Annotated in this window: 20 protein-coding genes; 6 read left to right on the plus strand and 14 right to left on the minus strand. The window is 31.8% G+C overall.

Translation table 11 applies throughout. The features are described from left to right. Positions 1–20: 20 nt before the first annotated feature. The 10 genes from ACXIHB_RS08105 to ACXIHB_RS08150 all read right to left on the minus strand — a co-directional run bounded on the left by ACXIHB_RS08105 (position 21) and on the right by ACXIHB_RS08150 (position 8,494). Positions 21–1,331, minus strand: coding sequence for an ABC1 kinase family protein (locus ACXIHB_RS08105; RefSeq protein ID WP_073182042.1), 1,311 nt, complete (start codon positions 1,329–1,331; stop codon positions 21–23). Then, on the minus strand, positions 1,328–1,981 hold the full coding sequence (locus tag ACXIHB_RS08110; protein WP_462098028.1) for a TetR family transcriptional regulator C-terminal domain-containing protein: 654 nt from the start codon (positions 1,979–1,981) through the stop codon (positions 1,328–1,330). The genes ACXIHB_RS08105 and ACXIHB_RS08110 overlap by 4 nt, the downstream gene beginning before the upstream one ends. 3 nt (positions 1,982–1,984) lie before the next feature. Further along, positions 1,985–2,458, minus strand: a complete 474-nt coding sequence (locus ACXIHB_RS08115; protein WP_462098029.1) for a TspO/MBR family protein — start codon at positions 2,456–2,458, stop codon at positions 1,985–1,987. Beyond that, positions 2,445–3,146: a lycopene cyclase domain-containing protein gene (locus tag ACXIHB_RS08120; protein ID WP_201284989.1), complete on the minus strand. Its 702-nt coding sequence runs from the start codon at positions 3,144–3,146 to the stop codon at positions 2,445–2,447. The genes ACXIHB_RS08115 and ACXIHB_RS08120 overlap by 14 nt, the downstream gene beginning before the upstream one ends. Next, positions 3,143–3,598 carry a sterol desaturase family protein gene (locus ACXIHB_RS08125; RefSeq protein WP_172644857.1) on the minus strand — a complete coding sequence of 152 codons (456 nt, stop codon included), beginning with the start codon at positions 3,596–3,598 and terminating at the stop codon, positions 3,143–3,145. Before ACXIHB_RS08125 ends, ACXIHB_RS08120 begins: the two co-directional genes overlap by 4 nt. Beyond that, a complete protein-coding gene (locus ACXIHB_RS08130; RefSeq protein WP_349264614.1) occupies positions 3,595–4,041 on the minus strand; it encodes a hypothetical protein in 447 nt (148 codons plus the stop codon). Before ACXIHB_RS08130 ends, ACXIHB_RS08125 begins: the two co-directional genes overlap by 4 nt. Further along, positions 4,038–4,880 (minus strand): phytoene/squalene synthase family protein, encoded by an 843-nt coding sequence (locus ACXIHB_RS08135; RefSeq protein WP_167713004.1) that lies wholly within the window; start codon positions 4,878–4,880, stop codon positions 4,038–4,040. The genes ACXIHB_RS08130 and ACXIHB_RS08135 overlap by 4 nt, the downstream gene beginning before the upstream one ends. Further along, on the minus strand, positions 4,864–6,345 hold the full coding sequence (locus tag ACXIHB_RS08140) for a phytoene desaturase family protein (protein ID WP_159614254.1): 1,482 nt from the start codon (positions 6,343–6,345) through the stop codon (positions 4,864–4,866). Before ACXIHB_RS08140 ends, ACXIHB_RS08135 begins: the two co-directional genes overlap by 17 nt. A 74-nt stretch (positions 6,346–6,419) precedes the next feature. After that, positions 6,420–7,379, minus strand: coding sequence for a fasciclin domain-containing protein (locus ACXIHB_RS08145; RefSeq protein WP_349264616.1), 960 nt, complete (start codon positions 7,377–7,379; stop codon positions 6,420–6,422). Positions 7,380–7,576: 197 nt separating this feature from the next. Next, the gene (locus tag ACXIHB_RS08150) at positions 7,577–8,494 is read right to left on the minus strand and encodes a MerR family transcriptional regulator (protein WP_462098030.1); all 918 of its coding nucleotides are present in this window, start codon (positions 8,492–8,494) and stop codon (positions 7,577–7,579) included. An 87-nt stretch (positions 8,495–8,581) separates the two neighbouring features. Between ACXIHB_RS08150 and ACXIHB_RS08155 the strand changes: the two genes are divergently transcribed. Then, a complete protein-coding gene (locus ACXIHB_RS08155) occupies positions 8,582–9,532 on the plus strand; it encodes a GSCFA domain-containing protein (RefSeq protein ID WP_462098031.1) in 951 nt (316 codons plus the stop codon). 13 nt (positions 9,533–9,545) lie between these two features. Here the strand turns inward: ACXIHB_RS08155 and ACXIHB_RS08160 are convergent, their stop codons facing one another. The 3 genes from ACXIHB_RS08160 to ACXIHB_RS08170 form a co-directional block, all read right to left on the minus strand. Further along, positions 9,546–10,190: a porin family protein gene (locus tag ACXIHB_RS08160; RefSeq protein WP_462098032.1), complete on the minus strand. Its 645-nt coding sequence runs from the start codon at positions 10,188–10,190 to the stop codon at positions 9,546–9,548. Between the two features lie 61 nt (positions 10,191–10,251). Then, positions 10,252–10,536 carry a rhodanese-like domain-containing protein gene (locus ACXIHB_RS08165; RefSeq protein ID WP_462098033.1) on the minus strand — a complete coding sequence of 95 codons (285 nt, stop codon included), beginning with the start codon at positions 10,534–10,536 and terminating at the stop codon, positions 10,252–10,254. A 34-nt stretch (positions 10,537–10,570) separates the two neighbouring features. Then, entirely contained in the window at positions 10,571–12,328 is a 1,758-nt protein-coding gene (locus ACXIHB_RS08170; RefSeq protein ID WP_462098034.1) for an aromatic amino acid hydroxylase, read from the minus strand. A 115-nt stretch (positions 12,329–12,443) separates the two neighbouring features. On the opposite strand from ACXIHB_RS08170, the gene ACXIHB_RS08175 reads away from it, so the two are divergent. After that, a complete protein-coding gene (locus tag ACXIHB_RS08175) occupies positions 12,444–13,211 on the plus strand; it encodes a M48 family metalloprotease (RefSeq protein ID WP_047790010.1) in 768 nt (255 codons plus the stop codon). A gap of 63 nt (positions 13,212–13,274) precedes the next feature. Next, positions 13,275–13,535, plus strand: a complete 261-nt coding sequence (locus tag ACXIHB_RS08180; RefSeq protein ID WP_143157133.1) for a hypothetical protein — start codon at positions 13,275–13,277, stop codon at positions 13,533–13,535. 69 nt (positions 13,536–13,604) lie between these two features. On the opposite strand, the gene ACXIHB_RS08185 is transcribed toward ACXIHB_RS08180, so the two are convergent. After that, entirely contained in the window at positions 13,605–14,111 is a 507-nt protein-coding gene (locus ACXIHB_RS08185; protein WP_047790008.1) for a hypothetical protein, read from the minus strand. Between the two features lie 121 nt (positions 14,112–14,232). On the opposite strand from ACXIHB_RS08185, the gene gpmI reads away from it, so the two are divergent. Genes gpmI through map form a run of 3 tightly spaced genes read left to right on the plus strand, consistent with a single transcriptional unit; the run spans position 14,233 to position 17,140 of the window. Next, entirely contained in the window at positions 14,233–15,750 is a 1,518-nt protein-coding gene (gpmI, locus tag ACXIHB_RS08190) for a 2,3-bisphosphoglycerate-independent phosphoglycerate mutase (RefSeq protein ID WP_462098035.1), read from the plus strand. An 11-nt stretch (positions 15,751–15,761) separates the two neighbouring features. Then, positions 15,762–16,292, plus strand: coding sequence for a thioredoxin family protein (locus ACXIHB_RS08195; protein WP_462098036.1), 531 nt, complete (start codon positions 15,762–15,764; stop codon positions 16,290–16,292). A 29-nt stretch (positions 16,293–16,321) separates the two neighbouring features. Then, positions 16,322–17,140, plus strand: coding sequence for a type I methionyl aminopeptidase (map, locus tag ACXIHB_RS08200; protein WP_462098037.1), 819 nt, complete (start codon positions 16,322–16,324; stop codon positions 17,138–17,140). Positions 17,141–17,143: the final 3 nt, after the last annotated feature.

Here is a 17,143-nt window from a genome sequence, read left to right on the forward strand (position 1 = left end):
TTGCTGACGTGTAATGTGCATTATATCTTATTAAAATTATTAATTTTTACCTTGTTTGCTTTTAAATCGTGCATTAGGTTATATAAACCAAAAAAAGTTCGATTAATGTAAATGAAGTGTTTTGACCCTCTATTTCCGTTCATCTTTTTAAGCTCGGTACTCTTGGCATATTTCTGACCTAAATCTGCTATTTTCCCGAAGAACTCCCCATCTGAAAAATCAAATTCTTCTTGCTGAAAAGGTTGTGTAAAGAGTGATAACATTTCATAAAACAATGCTTTAAAAAAGGTTATTTCTTCTGGTGTATCATCTTTTCTCAAGATTTCTAACTCATAGAGTTTACTTTCAAAAAAAGCTGGATTATCTATATTTTCTCTTTTTGCTAGTTCGAAATAAGGCACATAAAAACTTTCAGGAACTTCTTTCATACATCCAAAATCGATAACGATCAATTCATTTGATTTGGACACTAAAAAATTCCCTGGATGCGGATCTGCATGTACCTTTTTTAACTTGTGCATTTGATACATGTAAAAGTCCCACAAAGCTTGCCCTAGTTTATTTGCAACACCTTCAGGTTGCTCATTTTTAGTAAACTCTGACAGGTGAACTCCATCCATCCAATCCATCGTTAAAATTCTATCTGATGACAAATCTGGATAGTATTTTGGAAATTTTAAGTTTGGAATATGTTTACAGGCATCAGCAATTTCATTACTCTGCGCAAGTTCTAATTCGTAATTAGTTTCTTCCAAAAGCTTTTCTTCAACTTCTTTAAAATATTCATCTGAACCTTCTCCTCTAATGTTAAACATTTTCATCGCAATAGGTTTCACCAATGCTAAATCGGTTGAAATACTATCAGCAACCCCTGGATATTGAATTTTTACAGCTAGTTCTTTTCCATCTTTAGTGGCTTTATGAACTTGTCCTATACTTGCTGCATTTACTGATTCTGCTGTAAACGTATCAAAAACTTCGTTTGGTGTTTTACTGAAGTATTTTTTAAACGTTTTGATTACTAAAGGTCCTGATAATGGTGGAACTGAAAATTGTGATAATGAAAATTTTTCTACGTAAGCATTGGGCAAAATATTTTTTTCCATGCTTAGCATTTGTGCTACTTTTAATGCTGACCCTTTTAGTTCTTTTAATCCATCGTAAATATCAGCAGCATTATCTTCATTAAGTTGCTTTTTAGCTTCCTCTTCTGATTTAGTGATTTTATTGCCGTAGTACTTGGCATAATTTACACCAACTTTCACTCCTGTTGAAACCAACTTGGTAGCTCGTTCTATTTTTGACGTAGGTATTCTGTTTAAGGTTTTCATGTCATTGGTGATTTTTCCTTCCACAAAAATTTCGCTAAATCAATCACACTTTTTACAGGTGCTATTTGTTGAATATCAAAACTTGCCTTTACTGATTTTTCTATAAATAAATCTGTTTTCTCAAAGTTTGATGACTCATCTTCTATCCAAAACTTTAAAATAAGCAATAGCTGCATCCAATACCCCTCTGCAATAGTTTTATCTTGAATTTTGTTGATTTTATCATTTTTAAAATCAATTTTTTCAAGGCTTATTTCATTTACAAAATGAATAAACTCAGTACGCAGTTCTTGCAATACTTTTAATTTCGAAAAATCTGTTTTTATCCTTTTTAACTGCGCCAATACATACGATCTATTTATTGTTAATAATTCAAAAAAGGTAAAATAGAAACTTAATAGTTTATCTTTTGGCAAATAGTCTTTATAAGCTTCTGTTTTGTGTAGTAAATGAATGGTTTCTTTAGCGAAAATTCCGAAAACAGCTTTTTCTAAGCTTTCAAAGCTTGAAAAGTGTTTATAAAATTCTGCTTCTTCAAAGTTATTTTCTTTCGCAAAAGAAAATATTGAATTCGGTTGACCTGATGATAGTACCGTATTCATATACCATTCTATTATTTTTTCTTGTGTTATGTTCTTTTTTTTTGCCATAGTTTAATTATTTAATACAATATATGCGTTGAGACTGGTTGCAATCGTCATCCATATTAAATACGGAAGTATAAATAGGGTATACCACTTTACTTTTTTCACATACTCAAAAGTGAAATAACCAATAAGTAACCATAATAAAGCGATTACAACCAAGCCTAATTTTGTTAAATGTTGATTAAAAAAAATATAGTTCCAGCTTACGTTTAAAATCCACTGATCTACATATAAAATGAGTACCTTTTTGTTTAAAAATTCATGCTGAAAACTCACTTTTGTCATGTATACAGAAAACAATACCATAATGATTGTCCAAGCTACTCCAAAAACCCAGCCTGCTGGTGTCCATGGAGCTTTATTTAAAGACAAGTACCAATCTGTTCTTGGTCCTTCATTCATTAACCAAACACCAATACCTAAGGCTGAAAGGTTAGCTATTAAGAATATTAAAAAACGTATGTATTTATTTTCTTTCAAGTTTTCTGTTTTTTAAGAAATTAAAAATTAACTGTACTGAAAATAACATTGTAAATGCATAAAAAGCATCTTCTATAGGTATCGTAAAAATTCTAAAATCTAAATTCTCTGCGTTATTGTACCAAACTACCGGTTCTTCTATAAAGCTTCCTGTTAAAATTCCATTGACTAGTAGAAAAGGAATTAATATTACCAAGAAGCTAGGGTAGTATTCTTGCAATGTATTTAAATGATTCTTTAGCGCATAACCTAACAAAAGTAAAAACAGCACAAAATTTACTGTGGTGTACCACTTTCCGAAGTTAAAGATCAACAATAAGCTAACTAAAACAATGAGGAAAAAGCTTACAATTACTGTCCCAGGTTTTGACATTTTAAATTTTGGAAATAAAAACTTCAACGCTTCATGTGTAAACAAACATGCATAGGGTATACAGAAAAAAAACATCCATTCTTCTATTGGCATATTCAGCAGTTTTAGCGATAAATGATAATCTGGATTAAATCCCCATACTCCCATTTGCGTAAACCAACTGTCCCAGATTAAAAAAAACAAGGCGACTAACAAAATACTAAGCGCTGCTTGTTTGAAATATTGTATAAAGTGTAGTTTTTTTTCAAAAACACTATACAATAGCGGAATACTTAAACTGCCTAGATTTAATATTAGATATAAATACTGACTCACTGTCTTTTATTAAAATATTTAAAGGGCACAAACAACATACCGAAACATTCTCCGTCGTGTTTCCCCAAATGTTTATGATGAATTTTATGTGCTTTTCGCAATCCTTTTAAGTATTGATTGTTTGTTTTGTCGAACCACTTGAACCTTCTGTGAATTAACACATCATGCACCAAGAAATAGGCAATACCATAAAATAATATTCCCAGACCTATGAAAAACAAAAAGTTTAACTCTGGTCGAATTCCGAAGTAAAACAATAACATACTAGGTATTGCAAAGACAACAAAAAAAGCATCGTTTTTTTCAAAAACATGCGGATATCCTGGTTGATGATGATCTTCATGTAAGTACCAACCAAACCCATGCATCACATATTTATGCGTGCACCAAGTAACCCCCTCCATAACAATAAACGTTAGTGTAGTTACTGCTATGTAAATTACTATATTCATAATGATGTATTGTTAATTATATATGTATGTAAATAACTTACACTGTCTTTTTTTTGAAGCACTTCTTTTAAAAACTGCTTGTCTTTTTTAATAGAAGATGTATATCCTAAAACACTTGGTGTATTTTCTTGTATTATTAACCTTAGATACCTTAGGTGAACATTATTAGGATTCTTTAAAATCAACTCTTCTAATTTGTTTTTATTTGTGTTAAAAACTTTTAGTTTACTCCAAGGCATTACTTTATATTTTGCCTGTTTCATTTCAAGAGAAATTATATAGCCTTGAATACTCACTTCTTTACTATTTTTATAATTGGCTATATAGGCTAACTCAGCTTCTTTTGTAACTAATTCATGGTATTTTTTAACATGATTAGGTGCATTATTGAAGCTTATTATCGACATAAATAACAGTACTCCTAAGATACCACTTTTTATCATAAAAAGTTTAATTTATACCTTACATAACTTCTTGCTAGAAGATTAATTTTCATCGGGTTTGAAATTCGAATCCTTGTGTCCATGATTTTTGTTGAAGGTGTATTTTTTAGCTTTTTTAATAGTTTTTTGTAATACCTGTATGCCATATATACTCCAAATTTTGCTTCAACAGGCAACTTTAAAATCCCGTTTTTATAAGCAACATCAAAATCATCTTCTATTTCTTTAATAATTGCATTTTTTCCTTCTGTACTTAAATCTCCAAAATTGATATTTGGAAAGTAAGACCTATTCAATTCGTTAAAATCTTCTTTTAAGTCTCTTAAAAAATTTACTTTTTGAAACGCTGACCCTAAACGCATTGCAGGCTCTTTTAGCTCCTCATATTTTTGCTGATTCCCATTTACAAAAACCTTTAAACACATTAACCCAACAACATCAGCAGAACCATATATATATTCATTATACTCTTCTGTAGTTGTATAGGCTGTTTTATACAAATCTGCTTTCATACTTTTTAAAAAAGCCTGAACCTGCTTATCAGAAATTTTGTACTTATTTACAGTATGTATAAACGAGTTTAAAATAGGGTTTAAACTAATTCCTCTATTTTTAGATTCGTAATAATCTCTTTCGAACTTTAATAATAATTGTTTCTTATCGTACTGATGAAAAGAATCTACTATTTCATCCGCAAAGCGTACAAAACCATAAATATTATAAATATCTGTACGTATTTTTGGTGATAACATCTTCGTAGCTAACGAAAATGAGGTGCTGTATTTTTGAGTTACTAACTTACTACATGCATAAGAAACCTCATCAAATAATTGTTTCATCTTTATACGTTTTTAAAATTAAATCTGAAGCTATTTTTCCTGAAATTAAAGACGGAGGAACTCCTGGTCCTGGTACCGTTAATTGTCCTGTAAAAAATAAATTCTCTACTTTTTTACTTTTTATTTTTGGTCTTAAAAATGCTGTTTGTGTTAAAATATTTGCCAAACCGTAGGCATTTCCTTTATACGAATTATATTCCTTAATAAAATCATTTACACAAAAGCTTTCTTTAAACAACACATGTTTTTTTACTGATTGATTTGTTAGTCTTTCTAACCTCTCTATTATAATATTAAAATAACGTTCTCTTAGCTCCGGAGTATCTTCTATACCAGGCGCCAATGGAATTAAAAAAGTAGCAGCCTCTTTTCCTTTAGGCGCAAAAGAACCATCTGTAATTGAGGGAAAGCTAGCATAAAACAATGGTTCTTTTGGCCAACAAGGAACATCATATATTGTTTTCGCATGCGCATCAAAATCTGTATCAAAAAACAAGGTATGATGACATACATTTTTTAACTTCTTGTCAAACCCTACATAAAAAAGCAAAGATGAAGGCGCAAATGTTTTTTTATCCCAATAACTTTCTGAATATTGCCTTAAATATTTAGGCAGTAAAGTTTCAGTATGATGATAATCTGCTCCACTTAACACTACATCAGATTTCATTAATTTTCCATCTACCGCAACCCCAACTGCTTCACCTTTATCGTTTACTACAATTTCTTCAACATTTACATTGGTTTGAAATTTCACACCTAAGCTCGATGCTAGTGTAGTCATAGCCTCAATTACTTTATACATTCCTCCTTTTGGGTGCCATGTACCTAAGCCAAAATCGGCATAATTCATAAAATTATAAAACGCTGGGGTGTTACTTGGTTTTGCCCCCAGAAACAACACTGGAAATTCTAAAATTTGAATTAGTTTTTTACTTTTAATTTTCTTTCTTACCTCATGTCTGATAGTAGAAAAAAACTGAAATATCTTTCCCATAGTAACTGGAGTTACCAACTCTAAGGGAGAAACTCCTGGCTTATAAACTAAATCATTTATAGAAACATCATAATTATATTTTGCTGATTTTAAAAAAGACTTCAGGTGTTTTGAACTTCCTTTTTCTTCTTTTTCAAAAACCTCATAAATCTCCTCTAATGTTCCTGGAATTACTATTGAATCTTTTTCTCCAAAGTATACTTCATAAGCAGGGTTTAATCTTTCTAACTCATAGTAATCTGAAGGTTTCTTTTCAAAGTCTGCAAAAAACTTTTTAAAAACATCTGGCATCCAATACCATGTAGGCCCTATATCAAAAGTAAAACCTTCTCTTAATAACTGCCTTGCTCTACCACCAATTGTGGCATTTTTTTCCAAGATTACCACTTTATATCCAGCTTTTGCTAAATAGCAAGAAGCTGATAAAGAAGAGAAACCTGAGCCTATTATATATACCTTTTTTTTCAAATTATTTCTTATAAAGATAATTAAAATTAATTGCGAACAAAAAAATCGCTCGCAATCAATACATTAAATTAAGTTTATGGTAAAAGAACACTATCTACTACATGAACTACACCATTTGTTCCTTGTACATCTGTCAATGAAATTACAACAGATTGTCCTGAACTTGTTTCTAATTTTGCTCCATTTGATAAATCAACAGTCACTATACTTCCATCAAACATTGTGATTTCTTGATTATCACTTAATTCATCTGATTGCACATTTCCTCCAGCAAATACATGATATTTTAACACTGCCTCTAATGTTGCGATTGGAATATCTGCTAACGAATTCCAAGAATCGTTACTATCTAATAACGCTTGAAATGCATCATTTGTTGGAGCGAATATTGTATAAGGTCCTTCTTGACTTAACAAAGAAACAAAATCAGTAGTATGACGGCTATCTGTTAAAGCTGCAACCAAAGAGGTAAAACTACTATTATTCAACGCTAAGGTTACTACATTAGCTGGCAACATTACCTTATCAATTGTGTGTATAACTCCATTTGAAGCCATAATGTCTGTAGCAATTGGCTTTGAATCTCCATTAAACTCTACTGCTCCATCAACTTCCACTTGCAATGACAACATTTCATCGTTTGGACCTGTTGACAATGTATTTACGTAGGTATTGGATAAATTAGCTGCCTTTACTTCTCCACTTATCACATGAAACAACAACACTGATTTTAATGTTTCTACCGGAATATCATCTAATGAGTTCCATGAGTCATTACTATCTAACAACGCTTGAAATGCCGCGTTTGTAGGCGCAAAAACCGTAAAAGATCCTTCGGCTTGTAACGCCGATACTAAATCTGCTTTTTGTAAAGCAGACACAAGAATACTTAAATTGGAATCTGCAACTGCTACATCAACTATAGTTTTGGGCTTTTCTATCACTGGATCATTATCATCGCTACACGATGTTAACAAACCAAAACTTAAAAACAGCCCCAAAAAAAACACAGAGGTTAAATTCTTTACTTTCATAATTCTACACTTTAAAATTAATGCTTACTCTTTTTATTTTTATAGTCTATTTTTCAGCCTCGATAGACTTTGTTTATTTTTAAACTAAAAACATTAAACAAAATAAGTTTTTGCCAAAAAAATGTGCTTTAATTTTAAAACACACTTCAAAGTTACTCATTTTGTTTAATAAAAACAAAAAAAAGTTAAACATAATATTAAAACCGCTCTAATAACGCTACCAAAGAAGGATACATGGTTATTTTCGCTTTAAAATCAATATGACTAACCGTCATCGCTTTATTTCCTATTGCTATTAGCTCATGATTAGTATTTTCTAACATTTTGTCTATTTCAAAAAAATATTCTTCTACTTTATCTTCATATGGCTGAACAGTCATGGAAGTAATAAAACAAATTTTTGTCTCATTTTTAAAAAAATAATTTAAGTTATTCAAGGGTAAACTTTGCCCTAGATAAATAGTATTATACCCCCTTAATATGAGCTCATAATTTAAATACATAAGCCCTAATTCATGAATTTCATTTTCTGGAAGAAACAACACATAACTTGTATCTGAGTTATTACTAACGTACTCTAACTTCTCTATGTTAATCTGAATTTTTTGTATGATTAAATTAGATATAAAGTGTTCATGTGCTGGCAATAAGGTATCTGTTTGCCATAATAACCCTACATGATTTAAAAAAGGAATAAAAACATCTTTAAAAACCTCTCTAAAAGTCTTTGTTTTCAACAATCTATTGTAAGCATTGTTAAATAATATTTTATCGAATTGAAACATTGCTAACTTAAAAGAATTAACAGCTTCATCGTTTACTGCCATTTTAAAAGCTAACTCTCTTGCTTTTAAAACAATAGTATCATCAGACATTTCTGCTATTTTAGAAATCTTTATACTATTTTTATTCAACAAGACAACATTAAGTAATTTCTGTAAATTTTCTGAAGAGTAATAACGAATATTGGTATCGGTTCTCTCTGGCGATAACAGATTGTAGCGTTTTTCCCAAATTCTAATTGTATGAGCTTTTATTCCTGAAATATTTTCAAGATCTTTAATTGTAAAAACTGATTTTATATTGTTCAATGTATTCTTAATTCTTTTGAACAAAGATACGAATTTTAACGAATTACAAACCTACACCACTTCTTATGAAGATTTTATACTTATTTTTGATTGTTATTTTTCTTTAAATTTATGAATCTTCAAACGCGAATACCACTTACGAAGCAAAAACATAATCAAATTAATTATCAGTCAAAACTACTTTTACTTGGTTCTTGTTTTTCTGAAAATATTGGCGACAAACTTAACTACTACAAGTTTCAATCAAAACAAAACCCTTTTGGTATTTTATTCCACCCTAAGGCTATTGAAAACTTAATTACAAAAGCATTAAACAAAGAAGAATATACCGACAAAGATGTTTTTTTTCACAATGAACGATGGCACTCTTTTGAAGCACATTCAAGTTTAAGCGCTATAAATAAAAATGGATTATTAAACAGCTTAAATTTATCCATACAACAAACTTTTGAGCAACTACAAAACACCACACACCTTATCATTACACTAGGTACAGCATGGGTATATAGAGAAATTTCCTCGGATAATTTTGTAGCCAATTGCCACAAAGTTCCTCAGAAAAAATTTTTAAAGGAATTGTTAAGTGTTGATGAAATTTCTGAAAGCTTACAAGCTATCAACTCTCTTGTTAAATTAGTAAATAAAAACATTTCTGTTATATACACCTTATCTCCTGTACGACATTTAAAAGATGGTTTTACAGAAAACCAGCGTAGTAAAGCACACTTACTTTCGGCTATTCACGAAGTAGTAGAACCGAAAAATGCTATTTACTACTTTCCTTCATATGAAATTATGATGGATGAATTACGTGATTATCGTTTTTATAATGAGGATATGATTCACCCAAATAAAACTGCTGTGAATTACATATGGGAAAAATTTAAACAGGTTTGGATTACAGAAGATTCATGCAAAACGATGCAGCTAGTCGAAACCATTCAAAGAGGAATAAACCACAAACCTTTTAACTCAGAATCTGAAGCTCATCAAATATTTTTGAAAAAACTACAACAAAAAAAGGAAACACTTTTACAAGCATTTCCTTTTATGAATTTTTAAGAATTCATTAAAATTACAACACAAGGTTCCATCCCAAAATAAAACTTAAAGAATTTGTTTTTTGATATTGTCCATTAGGGTCACTATCTATATTTGTTAAACCTAAATTATTTCTCAACTCTACAAATAACTCATTAGAATTATCTAATAAAAATATCTTCCCTACCCCAATTGATAACCCTAAGTCAAAATCAGTAAAATATTCCGATAAATCTTCACTTAAATCTCCATCATTAACCCTCTCTCTAGCACTTAATAAATACCCCAAAAACACTCCTCCATTTATATAAAAAGGACTTTTCTCTCCTACTTCATATCTTAATAAAACTGGCAACGTCATAAAATCATATAAATCATAGTTTCTAAAACTATTAATTTTCACTCCATTAATTTCAAATTCTGGAGAAAACACACTTACTACTTTCCTTTCATAGTTCAATTCTATCTGCAATGACAATTCATTCTTTAATTGAATATTTGTAGCAATTCCAAACAAATAACCAACCTCAGAATCATGCTCAGTTATTGAACTATCCTGAAACCTCAAAGAAGAATAGTTACCCCCTCCACTTAAACCAAGTTTCACCTGTCTTTGTGAATAGGAAGAAAGAGTAAACACCCCTATAAAAAAGGAGAAAAGTAATTTATTAAATCTCATAGCTTATTTTTATTTGATTTTATAGGAAAATTAGGCTTGTAACCTAATTTTCCTATAAATTTTACTTTTTCACTAAATACTGATCAACATTTTGCCAAGGCCCTCCGTTAATTACATCAATCCCATGGTTTTGTAAAAACTCTGCTGCTTGCCCGCTTCTACCACCACTTCTACATACTGCAATCACTGGCTTATCCCACGATTTAATTTCCTCTACATTTGTAGGAATCGTAGCTAAAACAATATGCTTAGCTCCTTCACTATGCCCTTCATTCCATTCCGCTAAAGTCCTTACATCTAAAACAACTGCTCCTTTAGCTAAATATTCCTGTATTTCGTTACTCATATTCTTCTTTCTAAATAAATTAAATAATCCCATTTTATCCTTCTTGGTAATTTTCCAACAAAAGTAAACCGTTTTCTATTAACGTAGTGTAACTCTTGTTACTTTTCATTTCTTCAAGATATTCACGTAACGCTCCTTTTATTGAAAAATTGTTTAGTGTTGCCAATTCTAACAGCTCTAACGACAACAACCAATCATTTTTATAATTTGATTTTACTTCTGTAAAAATTTCCTCAATGTCTTCCTCAGAAACTGTGCCAACTTCCCTTAGTCCTCTTACTCTGTCATATAAACTATATAACTTTCTATCTGAATCAGAATATTGAATCTTGTGCGTTTTGGTTTCCGATACTTTACCTACATCTCCAAATGAAGCCACATCTGCAGGACCTGCAAAAGCAGATACCACCTCTACACCCACAGCCATATCGTATACTCCCCAATCTGGGTGAAATAACAACGTGTCTCCATGAGTTACTGTACAGTTTTTAAAAGAAATTAGTAAAATCCTACCTCTTAAATCCCTTGTTCCTGTAATTACTTCTCCTACTACTTTTACTCCACCTTCAAACTCTAAGGTAACCTGTTCTCCTTCATAAATACCATAAGCTTTCAAATCTCGCGGACTCATATTCTCTATTGGAATATTAATCCCTTTTAACTTTCCTATTGGACTTCCAAAACCTTGTGCATGATAATTTGTTCCGTGACCTATTAATTCTTTATCTCTATTTGCTAACGCAGTAGGACCAGTTGTTTGTACATAAATGGCTTTATTATTCTCATCAGTTATTACATTGGTAAAAATCCCTGACACTTGAATACCTGTACTCAACTCGATAGTTCCTAAATTTTTAGAATCTATCAATTTTTCTATTCCTTTTAATCCACCAGTTCGTATTGCCATTTTATTAGCAAACTGCTCCAACACTAAACTTAAATGAGCAAAATCTGGAGTAACAAACAACTGAGGTTGAGGTTTTGTAATATCAAAACTTACATTCGCAGCATCTAATGTATATGAAACTTTTTCGACCTCATCTTTCATACACCATTTACTCTCTCCAATAGAAGACAATAACCCTGCTCCATAAATTTTTGGATTTTCTAGGGTCCCTATCAATCCATACTCCACTGTCCACCAGTGTAAATTTCTAATTTGAGCCATTTCTGAAAGCTCTCCCATGTTATTTTGTAACCACTCAACTTGTTCTTGTGCTTCATCAATATCTTTTTGAGTAGAATTAGGATCTTCTTTTAAAATAGACAACAAACGAATAGCTTCATACATTTCGTAATCTTTTGCTGAAGAAATCGCTTTTGCGCCAATTTCACCAAAACGGCGTAAATATTCAGCATACTCTGGATTTGCTATAATTGGTGCATGTCCTGCAGCTTCATGAATAATATCAGGAGCTGGCGTGTATTCAATATGATCTATCGTACGCATGTCAGACGCAATCACTAACACATTGTACGCTTGAAATTCCATAAAAGCATTCGGTGGTATAAATCCATCAACAGATACTGCCGCCCAACCTATTTCTTTTAAAATACGATTCATTCCTTGCATGTGAGGAATTTTCTCAACGGAAATGCCTGTCTTTTTCAATCCATCTAAGTACGAAGCATGCGCTACTTTCCCTAAATAATCTACATTCATACGCATTACATAACGCCATACAGCTTGGTTTTGAGCCGTATATTCATCATACGGTTGTTTTACCACGAACTTATGTAAATGCTTGGGTAACTTCTTAGTAACTTCGTTTAACTCAAAGTGAGGCTCCATAATGTTGTTTGTTTTGCTGTGTAAATTTAAGTTTTTTATAGTTCACAAAAAATTGATATCCGTTAAATTATATATTTTGTACTTTTACTTTCGGGACTAATAAAATAACTTATTGATGAAAATTAAAGGAGGTTTAAAAACTCGTTTGCTTGTAGGTATAGCTATTGTTGCTTTTGCTTATCTACGTAAATGCAGTCAACAAGAGGTAAACCCTTATACAGGGAAAACACAAGCAGTTAGTTTATCTCCAGAACAAGAAATTGCTATCGGACTACAACAAGCTCCTATGATGACTCAGCAACACGGAGGCTTGTATCCTAATGAAAATGCTCAAGTACTTGTAGATAAAGTAGGTGCAAAGCTCGTAAACAACACGGTAGCTAAAAAATCAGGTTACCAATTCGATTTTCATTTATTAAGAGATGAAAAAACAATCAATGCTTTTGCCTTACCTGGAGGGCAAATTTTTATAACTCATGCTTTATTCACTCAATTAAAAAACGAAGATCAACTAGCAGGTGTACTAGGTCATGAAATAGGACATGTCTTAGGAAAACATTCTAACGAACGAATTACCGATGCCAATTTTTGGAAACTTTTAACCATGGGAGCTTCTGTCGGCGCTGATTTAGGAGAACTGGCGAATAGTATTGGACAACAAACTTTATTAAAAAACGGTCGTGGTGATGAATTAGAAAGTGATGAGTTAGGTGTTAAATTAATGATTGATGCAGGTTATAACCCTGAAAACTTGATTGGCGTAATGGAAATTTTAAAAGCTGCAGCTGGTCCAAATAGAGTTCCTGAATTTCAAAGCACCCACCCTGACCCTGAAAATAGAATTGAAAAAATTAAAGAAGCTATACGTAAATATAAAAAGTAATGTTGTTACTGTAACATTTAATTAATCGAGTATACTAATAATTATATATTTAAATTAGTTGCTATGAGTTTCAGTGGATCAGTATCGTCAATGATTACGAGTTTAAAAAACAATAAAAGAAAAAGAACTAGCGCTTTTGAAAAGTTAGAACGTTTTCAAAAAGAAAAAAACGACAAATTATTTTTTAAAAAAACTGCTAATGAAAAGCAGCTTAAAAACATTCGTTTAAAGATAAAAAGACAACAACAAGTTAATTTTATAAAAAACATTCTGGCTTTGATAGCCACCTTTTTAACATTACTTTATATTATCTCATTAGTTTAATCAATATAAAAAGGTTGAATTTTATAAAAAATCCAACCTTGTGTTAATAACAGATCCCCTATCTTCTTGTTACTTACCTTGAATAATATTGTAATTTATTCCAACACCTACAGAAGAAGGAGAAATACCATCAGACGAAACCCCTTGGTAATACCCGAAAATATTCCACTCGTCGTTGTGATACCCTATTTCTGGCCTGTAATAAAATCCACCAGTTTCACTTCCTTCAGTAAAAAAAGCATACCCTAAATCCGTTCCTAAAAAGAAGTTTTTTGTTGGGTAAAACCTAAACAATCCTGCTACAGGGATTAGTCCTGAATCAGAGAATTCAATAATACCTTCTTCTTTCCCAAAATAATGAGTATACCCTGTCGAAGCTCCTATAGCAAAACTTTCTGCATTTAAAAACTGATATTTCAAATCAACCCCCAAAACAAAAGAAGAAACATCAGAAGCATCACCAACAGGAGCACCTCCATGGATTCCTAATTTCAACCAATTTGTACCTTCTCCCACTTGAGCATTCGCAACTGAAAAACTCGTTATCGCTATTACTAATAAAATTATTTTATTCATATTATTGTTTTTTTTAGTTACGTAACAAAACTACCTCAATAACTTTTTCAATTTTACCTCTTTTGACATAATTATTAACCCAAAAGATTTTACTTTTAATACAAAGAAGTAAATTTGTAACATGAACAAGAAAGTAATTTTAATGATTTTGGATGGATGGGGGATTACCCAAGACCCAAAAGTATCGGCTATATACAACGCAAAAACTCCATTTATAAATTCGTTATACAATAAATTTCCACATGCACAATTAAGAACCGATGGAGAACATGTTGGTTTACCAGTAGGACAAATGGGAAATTCTGAAGTCGGACATATGAATTTAGGTGCTGGTAGAATTGTATATCAGAATTTAGCCAAAATTAACAAAGCTGTAAAAGAAGGAACTTTAGCACAAGAAAAGGAACTTCTAAACGCTTTTGAATATGCTAAAACAAACAATAAAAATATCCATTTTTTAGGATTGGTTTCTAATGGAGGAGTTCATTCTCATATTGATCACCTGAAAGGTTTGCTATCTGCAGCTAACAATTTTGGTTTAGATAATGTATACCTACACGCTTTTACTGACGGTCGTGATTGTGATCCTAAATCAGGAAAGTATTTCATCAACGATATTCAAGAACACATGCAAGAAACTACGGGTGAATTGGCAACAATTACTGGTCGTTACTATGCAATGGATCGTGATAATCGTTGGGAACGTGTGCAACTTGCTTACGAAGCTTTAGTAAACGGAAAAGGAACTTTTTCTTCGGATGCTCCAGCTAGTATTCAACAAAGTTATGATGCAGATGTTACTGATGAGTTTATCAAACCAATAGTAATGGTTGATGAAAGTCAACAACCAAAAACTGTAATTAAGGAAGATGACGTTGTTATTTTCTTCAATTTTAGAACAGATAGGGGTCGTCAATTAACAGAAGCTTTGAGCCAAAAAGATTTTCCTGAATTCAACATAAAAAAACTACCGTTATATTTTGTTACCATGACAAGCTATGACGATACTTTTAAAAACATCCATGTTATTTACGATGGAAAGAACATTGAAAACACTTTGGGTGAAGTATTAGAGTCAGCTGGAAAAAGTCAAATTAGGATTGCTGAGACAGAAAAATATCCACACGTTACTTTCTTTTTCTCTGGTGGAAGAGAAGATGAATTTACAGGAGAAAAACGTTTGCTTTGTCCATCTCCTAAAGTAGCTACCTATGATTTAAAACCTGAAATGAGTGCTTATGAAATTCGCGACGCTATTGTTCCTGAACTACAAAGCGGTAATGTTGATTTTGTATGTTTAAACTTTGCTAATGGTGATATGGTAGGACACACAGGTGTTTTCGAAGCTGCTGTTAAAGCTTGTGAAGCAGTTGACAATTGTGTTGAAGACGTAGTAACAACTGCGTTAAATAATGGCTATACCACTATTTTAATTGCAGATCATGGAAACTGTGAAACAATGATTAACCCAGATGGAACACCACATACAGCGCACACCACCAATCCTGTCCCTATGATTTTAATTGACAAGGAGTTAAAATCAATAAAAAGTGGTATTTTAGGCGACATTGCTCCAACTATTTTAAAATTAATGGGTATTGAACAACCTAAAGAAATGACACAACATTCGCTTATTTAAAAATATATTTCATGAAAAAAATCGTATACCTTTTTATAGCCTTACTTATTATTTCTTGTGCATCGACACCAAAGAACCTAGCAACAAAAAATGAAAATGGAAATTTAGTTGGTATTGCCACTAAAAAAGACTTCCAACAAGAGCCATACGGAAGTGAGTGGTTTAACGATTTTTATTCATATTACGAAACAGATAAAGCTACCGTAGAAAAACTAAAACCATATTTAAAAGACATAAAAATAAAAGGTTTTATGGGAACTTGGTGTGGAGACAGTAAAAGAGAGATTCCTAATTTTTATAAAATCTTAGACGAAGCCGAATTCGATTATAAAAACCTTGAATTAGTTACAGTGAACCGTCAGAAAAAAGCCAATGGTTTAGAAGAAGGTTTCAATGTAATTCGAGTTCCAACCTTTATTTTTTATAAAGACGGAAAAGAAGTTGGCCGTTTTGTAGAACACGCTATTGAAGATAGCTCAGTTGAAGAAGATTTCTTAAAAATACTATCTGGTCAAGAATACAAACATCCATATCAAAAATAACTGTAAATTTGCGCCTCAATATTTTTACCATGATTAAACCAAAAACTAGAGAAGAAATTGAATTAATGCGCGAAAGTGCTTTAGTAGTATCAAAAACCTTAGGCATGCTTGCCAAAGAAGTAAAACCTGGTGTTACTACATTACAACTTGATAAACTTGCTGAAGATTTTATTCGTGAGCAAGGAGCTATTCCTGGTTTTTTAGGTCTATATGATTTCCCTAATACACTTTGTATGAGCCCAAACTCACAAGTGGTTCATGGAATTCCAAATAACACACCTTTACAAGAAGGTGACATCATCTCTATTGATTGTGGTGCTATAAAAAATGATTTTTACGGAGATCACGCTTACACGTTTGCTGTAGGTGAAATTGCTCCTAAAACTCAAAAACTACTTGATATCACTAAAGAAAGTTTATATGTAGGTATTCGTGAACTTAAAGTAGGAAATCGTGTTGGTGATGTAGGTTTTGCTATTCAAAACTTTACTGAAAAACATGGTTATGGTGTTGTTCGTGAACTAGTAGGGCACGGTTTAGGTCGTAAGATGCACGAAGACCCAGAAATGCCTAACTATGGACGCAGAGGTCGTGGTAAAAAATTTATAGAAGGAATGGTAGTTGCTATTGAACCTATGACCAATATGGGAACTCATAAAATCCGTCAACATAGTGATGGATGGACAATTACCACTTTAGATGGTAAACCATCAGCACACTTTGAACATGATGTAGCCATAGTTGATGGTAAACCAGAGTTACTATCTACCTTTAAGTATATTTACGATGCTTTGGGTATCGAAAGTAATGAAGAAGACGAATTTAGACAACAACCATTAGTTATATAATTT

This window comes from Tenacibaculum sp. IMCC1 (genome assembly GCF_054906355.1).